This window comes from Pseudomonas sp. E1BtOHC1 (assembly GCF_058744285.1).
The window spans coordinates 4,620,753-4,635,086 of the sequence record NZ_CP196023.1; the positions used below are offsets into that span (position 1 = coordinate 4,620,753).

The following is a 14,334-nucleotide window of genomic DNA, read 5'->3' on the forward strand; positions in this document are numbered from 1 at the left end:
ACCCGAGCTTGGCCCGTTGCCCGGTCGGGAGTGAGGCTGGCGGGATGAAAATTTATGCCTGCCCTGTACCTCGGCTGCGCCCCCCTCGTAGGAGCCGGCTTGCCGGCGAAGAGGCCCGCGAGACCTGCATCGCCGGTGCCGACGCCTTCGCTGGCAAGCCAGCTCCTACGGACCGAGCCAGATCGGGCCGGACGGGGTCAGGTTGGGTCGGGTTGTGCGGTTCAGGTCACCAACTGGTTGATCTCGATGATCGGCAGCATCACCGCCATGACGATCACCAGCACCACACCGCCCATGACCACGATCATCAGCGGTTCGAGCAACGCGGTCATGCCCATGGCCCGACGTTCGATATCCCGGGACAGGGTCAGGGCCGCCCGCTCCAGCATCGGCGGCAAGGCACCGGTCTTTTCGCCACTGGCGATCAGGTGGATCAGCACCGGCGGGAAGACTTTCTCCACCCGCAGCGCAGCCGCCAGGTTGGCCCCTTCGCGCACCTTGGCCGTGGCCTCGCTGACGCTCTGGCTCAGGCGGTCGTTGGACAGGGTCTGGCGCGCCGCGTCCAGGGCCCGCAGCAGCGGCACCCCGGCGCCGCTGAGAATCGCCAGGGTCGAGGCGAAACGCGCGGTGTTCAACCCCAGGACAAAACGCCCGAACAGCGGCAGGCGCAGAATCCGACTGTGCCAGCTCAAGCGTGCCCGGGGGTTGCGCAGGTACAGCCGCCAACCCCAGAACCCCGCCACCATGGCGCCGAAACACTGAATGCCCCAGGCACGAATGAAGTCGCTGGCGTTGAGCATGGCCAGGGTCAGCCCCGGCAGGTCCTGGCGGGCCTGGGAAAAGGCGCTGACCACCTGGGGCACCACATAACTGAGCAGGAAAATCACGATGCCGATGGACACCAGTCCCACCACCCCGGGGTAGATAAAGGCGGTCAGGATCTTGCCCCGCAGGCCGTTGCGCTCCTCGATATAGTCCGCCAGCCGCTCCATGACCTGGGCCAGGTCGCCGGACTCTTCACCCGCGGCAATCAGCGCCCGGTAGATGTCCGGAAAGTCCCGCGGGCGCGCCGCCAGGGCCTCGGCCAGGCGCATGCCGCTGCGCACATCCGCGCGCACCGCGCTCAGGGTCTGGGCGATGTGCTTGCGCTCGGCCTGCTCCACCGTGGCACTCAGCGCCGCCTCCAGGGGCAGGCTGGCCCCCAGCAGGCTGGCTAGCTGGCGCGTGGCCCAGGCTAGGTCGTTGTCGCTGAGCCTGGGGCTGAAGAGTCCCCCTGCTGCGCCGGTGCCTGGGTTGCTGTCCAGTTGCACCTTCAGCGCAGTCAGGCCCCGGCTGCGCAGGCTGGCGAAAGCCGCGCCCTGGCTGTCGGCTTCCAGGTGGCCGGACTCGATCTTGCCGAGCGCGTCGGCGGCTTCGTAGCGATAGCGATTCATCAGGCGTCCCGTGTCACACGTAGGATTTCTTCCGGTGCGGTGGCGCCGCTGCGTACCCAGCGCTCGCCGTCCTCACGCATGCTCAGCATCCCCGCCCGCCGCGCGGCGGCCCGCAGGGCCTGCTCGTCGGCGCCCTGGTGGATCAGGCTGCGGATGTCATCGTCGATGCAGAACAGCTCATGAATCCCGGTGCGGCCGCTGTAGCCGATGTGGTTGCAGGCCGGGCAGCCCACCGGGTGCCAGGTACCGGGATGGGCCGGATCGGCTTGCTTGCACTGGTTGCACAAGCGGCGCACCAGCCGCTGGGCCAGCACCCCGAGCATCGACGAGGCCAGGAGGAAAGGCTCCACCCCCATGTCAATCAGGCGGTTGACCGCCGAGACCGCGTCGTTGGTGTGCAGGGTCGCCAGCACCAAGTGCCCGGTGAGCGAGGCCTGGACTGCGATCTGCGCGGTTTCCAGGTCGCGGATCTCGCCGATCATGATCACGTCCGGGTCCTGGCGCAGAATCGCCCGCAGGGCCAGGGCGAAGGTCATGTCGATCTTGGCGTTGACCTGGATCTGGCTGATGCCCGGCAAGTCGTATTCCACCGGGTCCTCGACGGTGAGGATATTGCTGGTGCTGGCATCCAGCCGGGCCAGGGCGGCGTAGAGGCTGGTGGTCTTGCCGCTGCCGGTGGGACCGGTGACCAGGACGATGCCGTGGGGCTGACGGATCAAGCCATCCAGACGCGCCAGGACATCCGGGTCCATGCCCAGGGTTTCCAGTTGCAGGCGCCCGGCCTGCTTGTCCAGCAGACGCATCACCACCCGCTCGCCGTGGCCGGTGGGCACCGTGGACACACGAATGTCGATGGGCCGCCCGGCCACCCGCAAGGCAATGCGCCCGTCCTGGGGCAGGCGTTTTTCGGCGATATCCAACTGGGCCATGATCTTGATCCGCGACACCAGTGCCCCGTGCAGCGCCTTGCGTGGCGAGACCACGTCGCGCAGGGTGCCGTCGACCCGGTAGCGCACCACCGAGTGGGTTTCAAAGGGCTCGATATGGATATCACTGGCCTCATCCCGCGCGGCCTGGGTGAGCAAGGCGTTGATCATGCGGATCACCGGGGCACCGTCCTGGGTGTCCAGCAAGTCGGTGATTTCCGGCATGTCTTGCATCAGGCGGTCCAGGTCCACCTCATTCTCCGCTGCCCCGACCACCGCCGCGGCGCTGCCGGTGTCGGCGTAGGCCGTGGCCAAGAGCCCGTCGAGTTCGTCGTCGCGGATGCGCTCCAGGCGTGCGGGGCCGAACTGGCGACGGGCTTCGCTGATCGACCAGCCGGGGGTCGAGGGGCAAACCAGCAGGGTGGCGCCCTCCTCGCTGTGACGCAGGAGAATGCGTTGGGATTTGGCCCAGGCGTAGGGGAGCTGGGTGGTCATTGCTTGTGCCTCCTGGTGGGGTGCATATCCGGTGGTGCGGGTGGGGCTGATTACGGTTTTTGTTCTTACCGCGGGGTTGGGTACATATCCGTTCCTGCGGGTGTGGCGGCTTACGGTTCCGCTTTTACAGCGGGGGTTGGGTGCATATCCGGTGCTGCGGGTGCGGCCACTTAGGGTTCCGCTCTTACAGCGGCTCACTTTTGAAAAGCGCAAAAGTAAGCAAAACGCTCTGCCCCTCCACTCGGTGCCTCGCCTAGGCTCGGCATGCCCTCACTCCGGCATTGATCCGTGGGCCGCCGCCACCGGCCATCCATGGCCGGGTGGCGGCTAACCCGGCATCCCTGCCGGGTTACCCACGGCTCAATGCCTGCGTTCGGCCATCGTGGTTAACGGGGCGCTCAGATCAAGATCAAAATCAAAAGCGCGACGGCGGCCTGCCGGCCGGCCTGAAGCTGGCGCGGCGTGTAGCGCCCCCCATGTAGGAGCTGGCTTGCCAGCGAAGGCGTCCGCCCAGGCAATGCATGTCTTACGGGCCTCTTCGCCGGCAAGCCGGCTCCTACGGGAAACTGCACGGTGTATCTGACTGCTGTAGGAGCTGGCTTGCCAGCGAAGGCGTCCGCCCAGGCGATGCATGTCTTACGGGCCTCTTCGCCGGCAAGCCGGCTCCTACGGGAAACTGCACGGTGTATCTGACTGCTGTAGGAGCTGGCTTGCCAGCGAAGGCGTCCGCCCAGGCGATGCATGTCTTACGGGCCTCTTCGCCGGCAAGCCGGCTCCTACGGGAAACTGCACGGTGTATCTGACTGCTGTAGGAGCTGGCTTGCCAGCGAAGGCGTCCGCCCAGGCGATGCATGTCTCACGGGCCTCTTCGCCGGCAAGCCGGCTCCTACAAAAAGCGCGTAACACGCGCTTGGCTCTGGCTTTTGATCTTGATCTTGATCTTCAGGCCCCTTCCCAGCCGGCCGAGCGTAGGCGTTGCGTAGGGGGCAGCTCGGCATGGATGCCAAGCTAGCCGCCACCCGGCCATGGATGGCCGGTTGGCGGCGGGCCCCCGGAGCAATGCCGAAGCGAGGGAACCCCGAGCCCCAGCGAGGGGCCCATGGAGGGGCAAGCGTTTTTGGTTCCTTTTTAGGCGTTTGTAAAAAGGGACTCGCCGTAAGGGCGAAACCATAAGTGGCCACACCCGCAGGAATGGATATGTACCCAATATGTCCTCCATCCCCCGCTGTAAAAGCGGAACCATAAGTGGCTACACCCGCAGCAGCGGATATGTCCCCCGCCTCGCCATAAACGAATCTGCCCCCATTCATTGCACCGGCACCGCCCTGATCGTCGCCCGCGGCCCCTGCCCAGCCCCAGGCGTCTGCAACGACACCGGCACCGCCCCCGGAATCGCCTTCGCCGCCGAAGGCAACTGCGGCGCCTGCATATCCGGCATCGCCCAACTGCGCTCCGGCTGCAACTCCCCCTGCGCCCGGCGCATGAAGTCGTAACGATTGAGGGTAATGCTGCGCCCCGCGCCACTGTCACGAATGATGTAAGGCCGCAGGAACACCATCAGGTTGGTCTTGGTAATGCTGCGCTTCTCATTGCGAAACAACGCCCCCAGCCCGGGAATGTTCGACAACCACGGCACCGCGTCATTGCTCTGGCTATAACCGTCCTGCAGCAACCCGCCCAGCACCATGATCTGCCCGTCATCCAAGAGGATGCTGGTATCGATCGCACGCTTGTTGGTCACGGTCCCGGCATCCACCGAGGCACGGGGATCGACGCCGCTGACTTCCTGGTAGATGTCCAGTTTGACCGTGCCACCCTCGGAAATCTGCGGCCGCACATTGAGCTTGAGACCCACTTCTTCGCGCTGCACGGTCTGGAACGGGTTGTTGCTGGTGCCGCCGCCTCCGGTGACATAACTGCCGGTAACAAAGGGAATGGTCTGGCCAACAAAAATGCTCGCTGCCTCGTTATCCAGGGTCAAAAGATTCGGCGTCGACAACACGTTGGTTCCGCCCTTGCTCTTCAACGCCCGGGCCAGGACCTTGAGGTCCAGCACTTTGCCGATCCCCGGGATGTCCACGGTGCCGTTGACCACGCCGATGTTCAGGCCCTTGGGCAATACGTCGATGCTGGTCTTGCTGGCCGGGGTGCCCACCAGCCCGCTGCCGCCGAGGTTGACCCCGCCAAAGCCGCCACGCCCACCGAGGTTGCCGGCCTGCCATTGCATGCCGAATTCACTGGCATCGTCCTCGCCGACTTCGACGATCAGGCTCTCGATCACCACTTGGGCGCGACGCTGGTCGAGCTGGTCGATGACTTCCCGCAGGTTGCGGTACAGCGGGTCCGGGGCGGAGATCAGCAAGGTGTTGGTGGTGGCGTCGGCCTGGATGGTGACCCCGCCGGCGCTGAAGGCGGTGTTCTGATCCGTTGCCTGGCCAGTGCCGCTCAAGCCGCTGCCGGAGTTGCTGCCCTGGCCGTAGGCGCTGCCGCCACTGCTGCTGACGTTGCCACTGCCGGTGGGCGTGCCGCTGCTGTTCTGAGTCGGGCTCTGGCCGCTCTGGCTGTTGCCGCCCATGCCGCTGAGCATGGCCCGGGCGCCGTCGTTGCCGCCGCTGTCGCTTTCGCCGGTCAACAACCCGCGCAGGGCCTGGGCCAGCTTGCCGGCCTGGGCGTTGCGCAGGTAGACCACGTGCAGGTTGCTCGGGTTGCTCTGGGCGTTGTCCAGTTTGTAGATCAGGTTGCGCGCCAGCTCGGTACGCTCCGGGCTGCCGGCACGGATGATGATGGAGTTGGAACGCGGGTCGCCGATCACGCTGATTTTCTGGGTCTGGTCGCCGCCCTGGGTTTCCAGCAGTTCGGCCACCATGGTGGCAATGTCCACGGCGATGCCGTTCTGCACCGCTACCACATCGGTGTCGATGGCGCTGGGGGTGTCGATGCCGTCGATGATCTGCGCGACTCGCTGCAGGTTCTCGGCATAGTCGGTGACCACGATGCTGTTGTTGCCCGGGTAGGCGTTGATCGGGTTGTTCGGCGAAACGATGGGCCGTAGCACCGGGATCAGGTTCACCGCATTTTCGTATTGCAGGCGAAAGGTGCGGGTCAGCATGCCGTTGCCCGCCGGCTTGTCGGCGCTGTAGATCGGCCCGCCCAGCAGCTTGGCGTCGGCCTCGGGCACCACCTGGGCTACGCCGCCCACGTCCACCACGGAAAAGCCCTGCATGCGCAGCGCCGCCAGCAGCATGTCGTAGGCCTGATGGGCCGGCACCTGGCCTTCGCTGACCAGGGTCAGGTTGCCCTTGACCCGCGGGTCCACCAGGAACTGCTGGCCGGTGGAGCGGGACAAGGCCCGTACCACCGCCTGGATATCGGCGTCGACGAAGTTCAGTTGCACCGGCTGATCCCCCAGGGGGTTGCGCGGCACGCTGGTGCTGCGCGGGCTGCCGTGGCCGCGACTGCTGTTGGTCACCGGGTGCAGGACCTTAGGTCGTTGAGCCTGTTGTGCCTGCAAGCGCTGGCGATCCAACAGGGCATCGCCGCTGCGCCGGGTATCGGCCAGGGGCTGGCCCAGTTCGCTGTCCACCAGCAAGGGCGGCGGCGTGGTGGACGGGGTGTTGCTGCAGGCCCCCAACGCCAGCAACAGAAAAGGTGCGGCCTTGCGACACTGGCGCACGTAATTGCAACCTGACCACTTCATGAAGCTTCCTTAGCGCCCTGCGCCTGATCCATGCGAACGGTCCCGGACAGTGTGCCTGCCGAGTCTTGGGCGGCGGCCGCGGCTGCGCGTTGCAGACGGGCCTCCACCACCTGCAGTGAAAGCTGCCGGGGAGCCCCCAGCAGCCAGCCGACCACGGCATCCGCCGGGGCCTGCTCAAAGGTCAAACGCCAGCTCTGGGGGCCGGCTTCATCAGGCTGTTGCAACTGGTAGTGGTCCTTGAGCCCGGCCCCGTCCAGGGTCTGGCGCAAGGATTGCTCAAGGCTAGTGCCACGGCTGTTGCTGCCCGCCGCCTCGTGCAACAGCACCTCCAGGGCCTCGGCCTGGGCGCGCAGCTTCGGCGTCTCGGCTTGCCAGTAGTCGATCTTCTTCAGCGGCGGCTGGATCAACAGCCACCACAGCAGCAGCCCCAGCACGCCCAGGGCGGTGGCGCTGAGCAGGCGTTTTTCCCTTGGCGCCAGAGTGCTCCAATGGCCCTGGGCCTGGGTCCGCAGGCGCGACCAACGCGCCTGATACTGCGCCAGCATGGCCTTATTCATCTTCAGCTCCCGCGGGGGTGTCGGCGACGTTGGCCGGTTCGTCTGCGGCCGGGCTCAGGCTCCAGCCATTGCCTTCGGCCCGGACGCTGTAGCCGGCCTGGGTCAAGGCGCCCTGCCAGCCGCTTTCGGCGCTCTTGGGCGTGTCCGGCAGCAGCTCCAGCTGCAAGCGCTCCTCGGCAAAACTCAGGCTCTGCACGCTGCCCACCATAAAGGGCATGGCGCTACCGGCCTGTTGCAACAGGCGGGTGAACACCTGGGTCGGGTCCGCCGCCCCGCTCTGCTGCGCCGCCAGTTGCTGGCGGGCCTGCTGCAAGGGATTGAGCACCACCGGCAACTGGGGGAACACCTGCCTGACCCGCTGACTCATCTGCGCCTTGAGCCGCTGGCCCTGTTCGGCCTCACGGGCGGCATACAGGTTCAGCCCCACGATCCAGATCAGCACTGCCAGGGCGCAGCAACCCAGGGCCCGGCCCCAGCCTTGGGCCTTCACGCCCCCCGCCACCGCGCCGGCGTGCAAGCCCCATCCCGGCAGCGGACCACTCCAGCGTTGCTCGGCCGGCAGCGGCTGGCAGGCCGGCGGCGCGGCATCGCCGATCCAGCCCACCTCGCAGCCCGAGGCCTGCAACTGTTCCAGGGTTTCTTCCACCAGCGGCTGCACGCTGCCCTGCCCGCTGCTCTGGCGCAGCAGTAGCTGGCCATCGAGCAGGCACAGGTTGGCTTGCCCCGACGGTGGCACCGGCAAGGCATAAGGCGCCGGGTACAGCCCCTGAAGCTTCAGTCCGGCCTCTGCCAACACACGTCCCAGGGCCTGCAGTGCGGTCTTGGGCAACCAGCTCAGGGCCACCTGTCCCTGGGCATCCCGGGCGCCATGGGCCACATGCATCTGCTCACTGGGGCCGAGGATCAGCGCCTGGGCAGCGCAGTCCACCGCGGCCTTGATCCGCGCCGCCGGCAACTGAGGCAACTCGATCTGGGTCAGCAGGCTGTCCAGCGGATGCAGGAAGCACTCCACCGGCACCGGTTTGTCACCCTGGGCCAGTTGCCCCAGGGGACTGCGGCCGATCTCCCTGACCCGTCCACTGCGATCGAGCCGGGCGAAGTCCACCGGGCTGGCCAATGGTGGTTCAGCCGCGAGCAACTCGGCCAGGGGCGGCAAGGCGATACGCAAGCGACTCATGCCCCCACCCGCGACCAGATCACCTGGGGCATGCGGTCCTCGGGACGGTGCAACAGGGCCTCCAGGCTGACCCGACGCTGATCGCGGCGAGCCTGGCCCTGGAGCAGGAACCATTCGCTGGTGATGCCGACCTTGATCTGCTCCACCGCAAGATGGGGCATGCGCAGACGGTTGAGGAAGTCGCCACGATTGATGAACCAGTGCCCGGCATCGCGTTCCGCCACCAGGGCCTTGGCCCGGGACAGTGGCAGCCCCGGCACCGCCGCCGTCAGTACCTCGGCACTGGCGGTGTTGCCGTTGATCCAGGTGTTGCCCGGCAGGATGCTGACGTAGGGTTCAAGACGGGCCAGCCGGGCCTGGTCCAGACCCTGGATGCCGCGCAGGTCGTCCAGGCTGCGCAGCATCGGCTGACGGGGCGGCAAGGTCTGGGTCGCTGCGCCCGGGGACGTCAGGCGACCGCTGTTGAAGCTGCCCGGGTGGCTGGCAGCGGGCGGTGTGCTGCCCAAGCGCTGGGGATAGGAAGCGATCACCCGCTGGCTGATGCGGCGGCTCAGGGCGCTGTCGATGCCGATCAGCTGACACAGCTGTTCGAAGGCCTGCAACTGCACCGGGTCCACTTGCTGGTTGAACACCAGATTGCGCAGGTTGAACTTGCCTTGCAGGTCTTGCAGGCGCCCCTGGAACCCAGCGTTGAAGCCGCCCAGGGCCTGATCGCCGATGGGCCGTGCCCAGGCCTGGTCGAGTCGGGTCAGGACATCGCGCTGACGGGCGTCCCACAGCAATTGCCGGCTGTATTCCAGGCCGCCCTGCAACACCCCGATCCCCATCACCCGCGCCTGCTCGGCTTCCACGGTGCGGGTAAAGGTGCTTTGCCGGGAGAGCATGGCAGCGGCAATCACCGCCACCACCGCGGCGATCAGCAAGGCGCTGATAATGGCCATGCCACGCTGCTTCGCCGCATTGGGCGAATGGCTGTTCATGGCCGGCCTTACAGCTGCCAGGAGCCGATATCGGCATTCACGCCGTCGCCATCGGGCTGGCCGTCGGCACCGAGGGAGAACACATCCACCTCACCATTGGCCCCCGGGTTGAGGTAGTGATAGGGACGGCCCCAGGGATCGTTGGGCAGCCGCTCCAGGTAGGAGCGCCAGTTGCTGTCCTTGGCATTGGCCGGACGCTCCACCAGCACCTTGAGGCCCTGGTTCATGTTCGGGTAGCTGCCGTGGTCGAGGCGATACAGCTTCAGGGCCTGCATCAGGCCGGCGATATCCTGCTTGGCCGCCGTGGCCCGAGCCTGGTCCGGACGGTCCAGGACCTTGGGCACCACCATCACCGCAAGAATCCCGAGGATGACCACCACCACCATGATCTCGATCAGGGTGAAGCCACGCTGGCTTCGGGGTGGAGCGGTTGAGGTGACAGGCGCGATATCCATCTCGACATTCCTTGGCTTGAGTTCGATTCGTCGCGCAGTGTTGCAAGAAGATATGTCAGTGGTATTGAAAAACCTCGGGAGTTTCAGTCGCCATTCGGTCAAGCCTGCAGGCTAGTCTGCGAGACTGTTTCCCAGTCTCGAGGGGCCCATGCGAGCCTTGTCCAAACAAGCTGGATTTACCCTGATCGAGGTGCTGGTGGCCCTGGCCATCATTGCCGTGGCGATGGCCGCAGCGGTGCGCGTGGCCGGGCTGATGACCCAGAGCAACGGTCTGCTGCGGGACAAGTCCCTGGCCTTGCTGGCAGCGCAGAGCCGGCTCGCCGAGTTGCGCCTGGAAGGCCGTTTGCCCAGCGGATTGAAGAGCGTCGATTGCGACCAGGGGCGCCTGAAGCTGCGCTGCGAACAGGCGATTGGCACCGCAACCGTGCCCGGACTGTTGCGGGTCAGTGTCCAGGTGCGTGACCGCAGCCGCGAAGCGCCGCCCCTGGCCCGCCTGGAAACCCTGGTCAGCCGGCCCCAGGCACCGCGCCAATGAGGCTCAACGGGTCAGCCGTGGCAGCAGCGGCGAGTCCGGCAACTTGCTGACCTTGACCCGCGACTGCTCGCCGCCGCGCTCGATCAGCACGCCGTCGGCCTCGACGGCCGCCAGGCGCACCCCCTGGGTCAGTTGCTCGCCGGCCAGGAAGCTGCGCGGTGGACCGTCGTTCAGGCTGAGGATTGCCACCGCGCCCTGGGCGCCGGCCATGACCCCGGACACCTTGATCTCCACCTGGACCGGCTGGTTGGCAAACCACTGCAAGGCCGGGTTGTCGGAGCGCGCGGCAAGCACCTGGGGCGCCACCGCCGGGGGCTGGGACTGCGCCGGGGTCAGCAGCAGCGACGACCAGGTGGCGACACCGGCCAGGGCCGCCAGCAACGCCGCGTATTGCAGCAGCCGGGGGGCGTCAAGGCGCGACGGAAATGACATGGCACGTAGCATCGGCGGGACCTCCTGTTTGTCCGTTGCCACAGCCTACAGCTCAATTCTCACGGTTTTATTTCACTGCACGATCATCTGCATCGGACGGGCCCGTCCCGTCGCCAAGGAGCACAAGGTGCGACACACAGGCAAGCAACAGGGCTTCACCCTGATCGAACTGATGGTGGTGCTGGTGATCATCGGCATCGCCAGCGCTGCCGTGGGCTTGAGCATCAGGCCCGATCCGCTGCAGACCCTGCGCAAGGACGCCGAAGGCCTGGCCCAGTTGCTGCAAGTGGCCCAGGCCGAAGCCCGGGCCGATGGCCGGCCGATCACCTGGCGGGCCACGGCCAAGGGCTATACCTTCAGCCGCCGCGAGGACCAGGGCAGCGGTATCGACGACTTTCGCCACGACCAACAACTGCGGCCACGGCCCTGGCAAAGCCCGGCGCTGCAGGTGCATATCGAGCCCAGGCAGCGCCTGGTACTGAACGCCGAATGGATCAACCCGCCGCTGCAGGTGGTGCTGTCCGACGGCCAGAACAGCCTTCGGGTGGAGCGCAGCGCCAGCGGCCAGTTGCGGGTGGTGAGCCAGCCATGACTAAGCAAAGCGGCTTTACCCTGATCGAGGTGATGGTGGCGATCATGCTCATGGCGCTGGTCAGCCTGATTGCCTGGCGCGGCCTGGACAGCGTCACCCGGGCCGACGGCCATCTGCGAGCCAGCACCGAACAGACCGAAGAACTGCTGCGCAGCCTCAATCAGCTGGAGCGCGACGTAGCCTTGCGGGCCGGTTCCCAGTTGCGCGAACCGAGCCTGGGAGAAAGCGACGAAGCCGAACCCGACAGCCCCGCCCCACTGAGCGTGCGCAGCTCCGACAGCAAGGGCTTTCGCCTGGAAGTGATCCGCAGCGCACCCGCTCCGGGGGTCGGCTTGCAACGCGTGCGCTGGTGGCTCAAGGGCGACACCCTGTACCGCGCCGAGGCCGAGGTTCGGGACCGCTACCCCTTGCCGGCACCCAAGAACGGGGTGGCCGTGCTCGGCCGGGTCAGCGACTTGCAGGTACGGGTCTGGAACCCTGACAAAGGCTGGCGTCAACTCAGTGGCAATCGCCAGGACAATCCCCCGGGCCTGGAAATCCGCCTGGTGCGACAAACGCCCCAGGGCGAAGAACGCTACCGCCAGGTGCTGGGCCCGCTCACCCCGTAGCGGCCAGGCAACATCGATCCGGAAATTGCGGAAAGCCCACCGGCCTCTTCTCCGGCGTACCCCGCAGCGCATCAGGCAATCAGGCGGTGCGGGTGGGGCCGTGTCAGCTCAGCAGGACAACGCCGCCCGGCAGTTCGGTGCATTTGGCACCATAGGCGTCACGGATCAGCAAGGCCACGCCCGCCAACTGGTTGAGGTTGAAGCGCGCCTGGACCTTGCGCTGGCCCAACTCGGCATTGAGCAGCACCAGCATCCCCGGACGATAGCGGTTGATCTCGCTGATCACGGTGTTGAGGCTGGCGTTGTCGAACACCAGCACCTGTTCGCGCCAGGCGATCACGCTGCGGGGGTCCACGGCGATCGGCTCACCCACCGCCCTGGCGTCGTAGGTCAGTTGCCGACCACTGTCCAGGCGAATGCTGCGCCCCGCCACTGCCACTTGCAGGCTGCCTTCGATGCAGGTCACGCACACCTGATGATCGGTATTGCGCAAATTGAAGCGCGCCTGACGCGCACTCAGCCAGCCATCACCGGCCTGGACCTTGAGCGGCTGGGTGCCGTGGCTGAAGACTTCCACCTCGCCCTCCAGCAGCTCGATGCCCTGCTCGCCCGCGCCCGGGTCGCGGCGGCTGATGCGGGTCTGGGTATTGAGCTCCAGGCTCACGCCCTCGGCCAAGTCCACCCGCCGCTGCTCGCCGACTTCGGTGGCGAAATCCGCGGTCAGCCCGGCAAAGCCACCCGGGACGGTGAGCCGGACCATGAACAGCGCCGCCGAGGCCGCAATCGCCCCGCCCAGAAAAGCCCGACGCCCCAAGTGCCGGGGCCGGGACTGTTGCTCCAGCTGCTGGGCTGCCGGTTGCAGGCAGTGCCACAGGGCCTTGGTGTGCTCGAAGGCGGCCGCGTGCTGCGGGCTTTGCGCGCACCACTGGCGCAGTGCCCGGGCGTCGGCCACGGTGGCCCGACCCGAGGTCAGGAGGACCAGCCAGTCCCGGGCTTCCCTCAGCAGTTGCGGGTCCGCCGAGGCCTGGGGAGTGGAGATGCTAAAAATGTTCAAGCGCGCAGGTACTCACGGATTGATCAGGGACTCATTGTCTAGGACAGTTTTCCGGCCCCGGGACCGAACCGCTGAATGACTTTTCTTTCAAGGCGCAAGGCGCAATGGCCCAGGGCAGCCTTGATTTCCTTCTCCACCATCCGTGTGGAAATGCCGAAACGCTGGGAAATTTCCAGGTGCGGCGCCTCTTCCAGGCGCGCCGCAATAAAGATCTTGCGCCGCCGCGCCGGCAGTTCGTAGAGGGCCTTGAGCAGGGTCTGGATTTCTTTCTGGCCGCCCACCACCCGCGACGGGTCCTGGGTGTCATCGGCGATGTGCAGCAGTTCCTCGACCTCGTCGCCGGTCAGCAGCCGGGCGTCGGACTGGCGGCGGTCGGCGGCAATGTTCAGGGCCATGCGATAGAGGTAGGCATTGGGTTGCAGCAGGTTGGGCGGCTCTTCCATGCGGTCGACCCGCAGGTAGGTTTCATGCAGGACGTCGTTGGCCAGGTCCTCGGAACCCAGGCGTCTGCGCAAGCGCACCCGAAAGTCCTCGTAGGACGTCAGGAACAGCCTGACCATCGCACTCTGTCCGGTATTTTTCATACCCCGGAAGCTCCTTCCCATTCCCTGCAGTCCATGCGTTTCCCTGTTGTGTCCGGTATCAAGAGTAAGGTCAGCGGCTGGCGCAGCGAGCTGGGTGCCTGGCGCTGAACCCGGGTATCGGCCAGGCGCTGCACCAAGGCCTCATCCCGTTGCGGATCGCCGGTGGAGCTCACCAGACGGCTGTGCTGCACCGTGCCATCGGCGCCGATCCACAGTTGCAGCAAGGCGCGAAAGCTGCCCGGACGGGTCAGCGCCGAACCACACAGGCTGTGCTCCACCGCCTGTTGCACGGCACTGGCATAACTGCTGTTGAGCCGCGCCGCCCGACTGCTTCCCGCACCCTGTAACGGCGTGGCCGGCGTCGCCTCCGGCACCTGCAGGGTGAAGGCATCGCTGCGGGCATAACGGGCCATCAGGCCACTGCCTGCCAGCAGGCGACTCAACCCCTCCCGAGCGCTGTAGCGGCCCTTGATCCCCACCGAACGCCGCCCCCGGGTCAACTCCCGATCCACCAGCACCGCCATCCCTGTGGCGCGGCTGAACAGCTCCAGGGCATCCACCAGGCTCTGCGCCGGAATCTCCAGCGCCAGCAGGGTCTGGGAATCCACCCGGGGTGGTCCCTCGACAGCAGGCTGGCCCCAGCCCTGCGGCATCGGTGCCAGCAGCACAAGCCCCAGCACACAGGTCGCCAAGCCCCCGTGCAATGAAGTCCATCGCCCGACCTGCGCGCTGTGTCGCTGCACTGCAGTCCAATCCCTAAAAGCGTCATCCTGAGGCCAGTTTATGAATCTGGTGTTACGGCCACGGCA

General features: G+C 66.5%; 14 protein-coding genes. 3 read left to right on the forward strand and 11 right to left on the reverse strand.

Annotated features, from left to right (window positions below; all coding sequences use genetic code 11):
- Nucleotides 1-221: 221 nt before the first annotated feature.
- The 7 genes from gspF to gspG all read right to left on the reverse strand — a co-directional run bounded on the left by gspF (nucleotide 222) and on the right by gspG (nucleotide 9,720).
- Nucleotides 222-1,433, reverse strand: a complete 1,212-nt coding sequence (gene gspF, locus ACSSVC_RS20765; protein WP_492611300.1) for a type II secretion system inner membrane protein GspF — start codon at nucleotides 1,431-1,433, stop codon at nucleotides 222-224.
- The gene (gene gspE / locus ACSSVC_RS20770; RefSeq protein WP_346634215.1) at nucleotides 1,433-2,854 is read right to left on the reverse strand and encodes a type II secretion system ATPase GspE; all 1,422 of its coding nucleotides are present in this window, start codon (nucleotides 2,852-2,854) and stop codon (nucleotides 1,433-1,435) included. The genes gspF and gspE overlap by 1 nt, the downstream gene beginning before the upstream one ends.
- Nucleotides 2,855-4,160: 1,306 nt before the next feature.
- Complete coding sequence (gene gspD / locus ACSSVC_RS20775; RefSeq protein ID WP_492611301.1) at nucleotides 4,161-6,551, reverse strand: type II secretion system secretin GspD; 2,391 nt, start codon at nucleotides 6,549-6,551, stop codon at nucleotides 4,161-4,163.
- Nucleotides 6,548-7,108: a type II secretion system protein M gene (locus tag ACSSVC_RS20780; RefSeq protein WP_446440674.1), complete on the reverse strand. Its 561-nt coding sequence runs from the start codon at nucleotides 7,106-7,108 to the stop codon at nucleotides 6,548-6,550. Before ACSSVC_RS20780 ends, gspD begins: the two co-directional genes overlap by 4 nt.
- Nucleotides 7,101-8,285, reverse strand: a complete 1,185-nt coding sequence (gene gspL, locus ACSSVC_RS20785) for a type II secretion system protein GspL (RefSeq protein WP_492611302.1) — start codon at nucleotides 8,283-8,285, stop codon at nucleotides 7,101-7,103. The genes ACSSVC_RS20780 and gspL overlap by 8 nt, the downstream gene beginning before the upstream one ends.
- A complete protein-coding gene (gene gspK / locus ACSSVC_RS20790) occupies nucleotides 8,282-9,265 on the reverse strand; it encodes a type II secretion system minor pseudopilin GspK (RefSeq protein ID WP_346636323.1) in 984 nt (327 codons plus the stop codon). The genes gspL and gspK overlap by 4 nt, the downstream gene beginning before the upstream one ends.
- A gap of 8 nt (nucleotides 9,266-9,273) precedes the next feature.
- A complete protein-coding gene (gene gspG / locus ACSSVC_RS20795; protein ID WP_123725119.1) occupies nucleotides 9,274-9,720 on the reverse strand; it encodes a type II secretion system major pseudopilin GspG in 447 nt (148 codons plus the stop codon).
- A gap of 148 nt (nucleotides 9,721-9,868) precedes the next feature.
- On the opposite strand from gspG, the gene gspI reads away from it, so the two are divergent.
- On the forward strand, nucleotides 9,869-10,255 hold the full coding sequence (gspI, locus tag ACSSVC_RS20800; protein WP_404936997.1) for a type II secretion system minor pseudopilin GspI: 387 nt from the start codon (nucleotides 9,869-9,871) through the stop codon (nucleotides 10,253-10,255).
- Between the two features lie 3 nt (nucleotides 10,256-10,258).
- Here the strand turns inward: gspI and ACSSVC_RS20805 are convergent, their stop codons facing one another.
- Entirely contained in the window at nucleotides 10,259-10,687 is a 429-nt protein-coding gene (locus ACSSVC_RS20805; protein WP_404940028.1) for a type II secretion system protein N, read from the reverse strand.
- A gap of 127 nt (nucleotides 10,688-10,814) precedes the next feature.
- Here ACSSVC_RS20805 and gspH point away from each other — a divergent pair, with 127 nt between their 5' ends.
- Both gspH and ACSSVC_RS20815 read left to right on the forward strand, forming a co-directional pair.
- A complete protein-coding gene (gene gspH / locus ACSSVC_RS20810) occupies nucleotides 10,815-11,279 on the forward strand; it encodes a type II secretion system minor pseudopilin GspH (RefSeq protein WP_346636326.1) in 465 nt (154 codons plus the stop codon).
- Complete coding sequence (locus ACSSVC_RS20815; RefSeq protein ID WP_346636327.1) at nucleotides 11,276-11,887, forward strand: type II secretion system protein GspJ; 612 nt, start codon at nucleotides 11,276-11,278, stop codon at nucleotides 11,885-11,887. The genes gspH and ACSSVC_RS20815 overlap by 4 nt, the downstream gene beginning before the upstream one ends.
- 103 nt (nucleotides 11,888-11,990) lie before the next feature.
- Here the strand turns inward: ACSSVC_RS20815 and ACSSVC_RS20820 are convergent, their stop codons facing one another.
- Genes ACSSVC_RS20820 through ACSSVC_RS20830 form a run of 3 tightly spaced genes read right to left on the reverse strand, consistent with a single transcriptional unit; the run spans nucleotide 11,991 to nucleotide 14,178 of the window.
- Nucleotides 11,991-12,941, reverse strand: a complete 951-nt coding sequence (locus ACSSVC_RS20820) for a FecR family protein (RefSeq protein ID WP_346636328.1) — start codon at nucleotides 12,939-12,941, stop codon at nucleotides 11,991-11,993.
- 38 nt (nucleotides 12,942-12,979) lie between these two features.
- Entirely contained in the window at nucleotides 12,980-13,525 is a 546-nt protein-coding gene (locus tag ACSSVC_RS20825; protein ID WP_123725113.1) for an RNA polymerase sigma factor, read from the reverse strand.
- Complete coding sequence (locus ACSSVC_RS20830) at nucleotides 13,522-14,178, reverse strand: STN domain-containing protein (RefSeq protein ID WP_346636345.1); 657 nt, start codon at nucleotides 14,176-14,178, stop codon at nucleotides 13,522-13,524. Before ACSSVC_RS20830 ends, ACSSVC_RS20825 begins: the two co-directional genes overlap by 4 nt.
- Nucleotides 14,179-14,334 lie beyond the last annotated feature (156 nt).

Bases quoted from the DNA above. Each gene is read 5' to 3' on its own strand.
- ACSSVC_RS20805 (WP_404940028.1), bottom strand. From the start codon at position 10,687: ATGTCATTTCCGTCGCGCCTTGACGCCCCCCGGCTGCTGCAATACGCG.
- gspI (WP_404936997.1), top strand. From the start codon at position 9,869: ATGCGAGCCTTGTCCAAACAAGCTGGATTTACCCTGATCGAGGTGCTG.
- gspE (WP_346634215.1), bottom strand. From the start codon at position 2,854: ATGACCACCCAGCTCCCCTACGCCTGGGCCAAATCCCAACGCATTCTC.
- ACSSVC_RS20825 (WP_123725113.1), bottom strand. From the start codon at position 13,525: ATGAAAAATACCGGACAGAGTGCGATGGTCAGGCTGTTCCTGACGTCC.
- ACSSVC_RS20815 (WP_346636327.1), top strand. From the start codon at position 11,276: ATGACTAAGCAAAGCGGCTTTACCCTGATCGAGGTGATGGTGGCGATC.
- gspD (WP_492611301.1), bottom strand. From the start codon at position 6,551: ATGAAGTGGTCAGGTTGCAATTACGTGCGCCAGTGTCGCAAGGCCGCA.
- gspL (WP_492611302.1), bottom strand. From the start codon at position 8,285: ATGAGTCGCTTGCGTATCGCCTTGCCGCCCCTGGCCGAGTTGCTCGCG.
- ACSSVC_RS20830 (WP_346636345.1), bottom strand. From the start codon at position 14,178: ATGCCGCAGGGCTGGGGCCAGCCTGCTGTCGAGGGACCACCCCGGGTG.
- gspF (WP_492611300.1), bottom strand. From the start codon at position 1,433: ATGAATCGCTATCGCTACGAAGCCGCCGACGCGCTCGGCAAGATCGAG.
- ACSSVC_RS20780 (WP_446440674.1), bottom strand. From the start codon at position 7,108: ATGAATAAGGCCATGCTGGCGCAGTATCAGGCGCGTTGGTCGCGCCTG.
- gspK (WP_346636323.1), bottom strand. From the start codon at position 9,265: ATGAACAGCCATTCGCCCAATGCGGCGAAGCAGCGTGGCATGGCCATT.
- gspG (WP_123725119.1), bottom strand. From the start codon at position 9,720: ATGGATATCGCGCCTGTCACCTCAACCGCTCCACCCCGAAGCCAGCGT.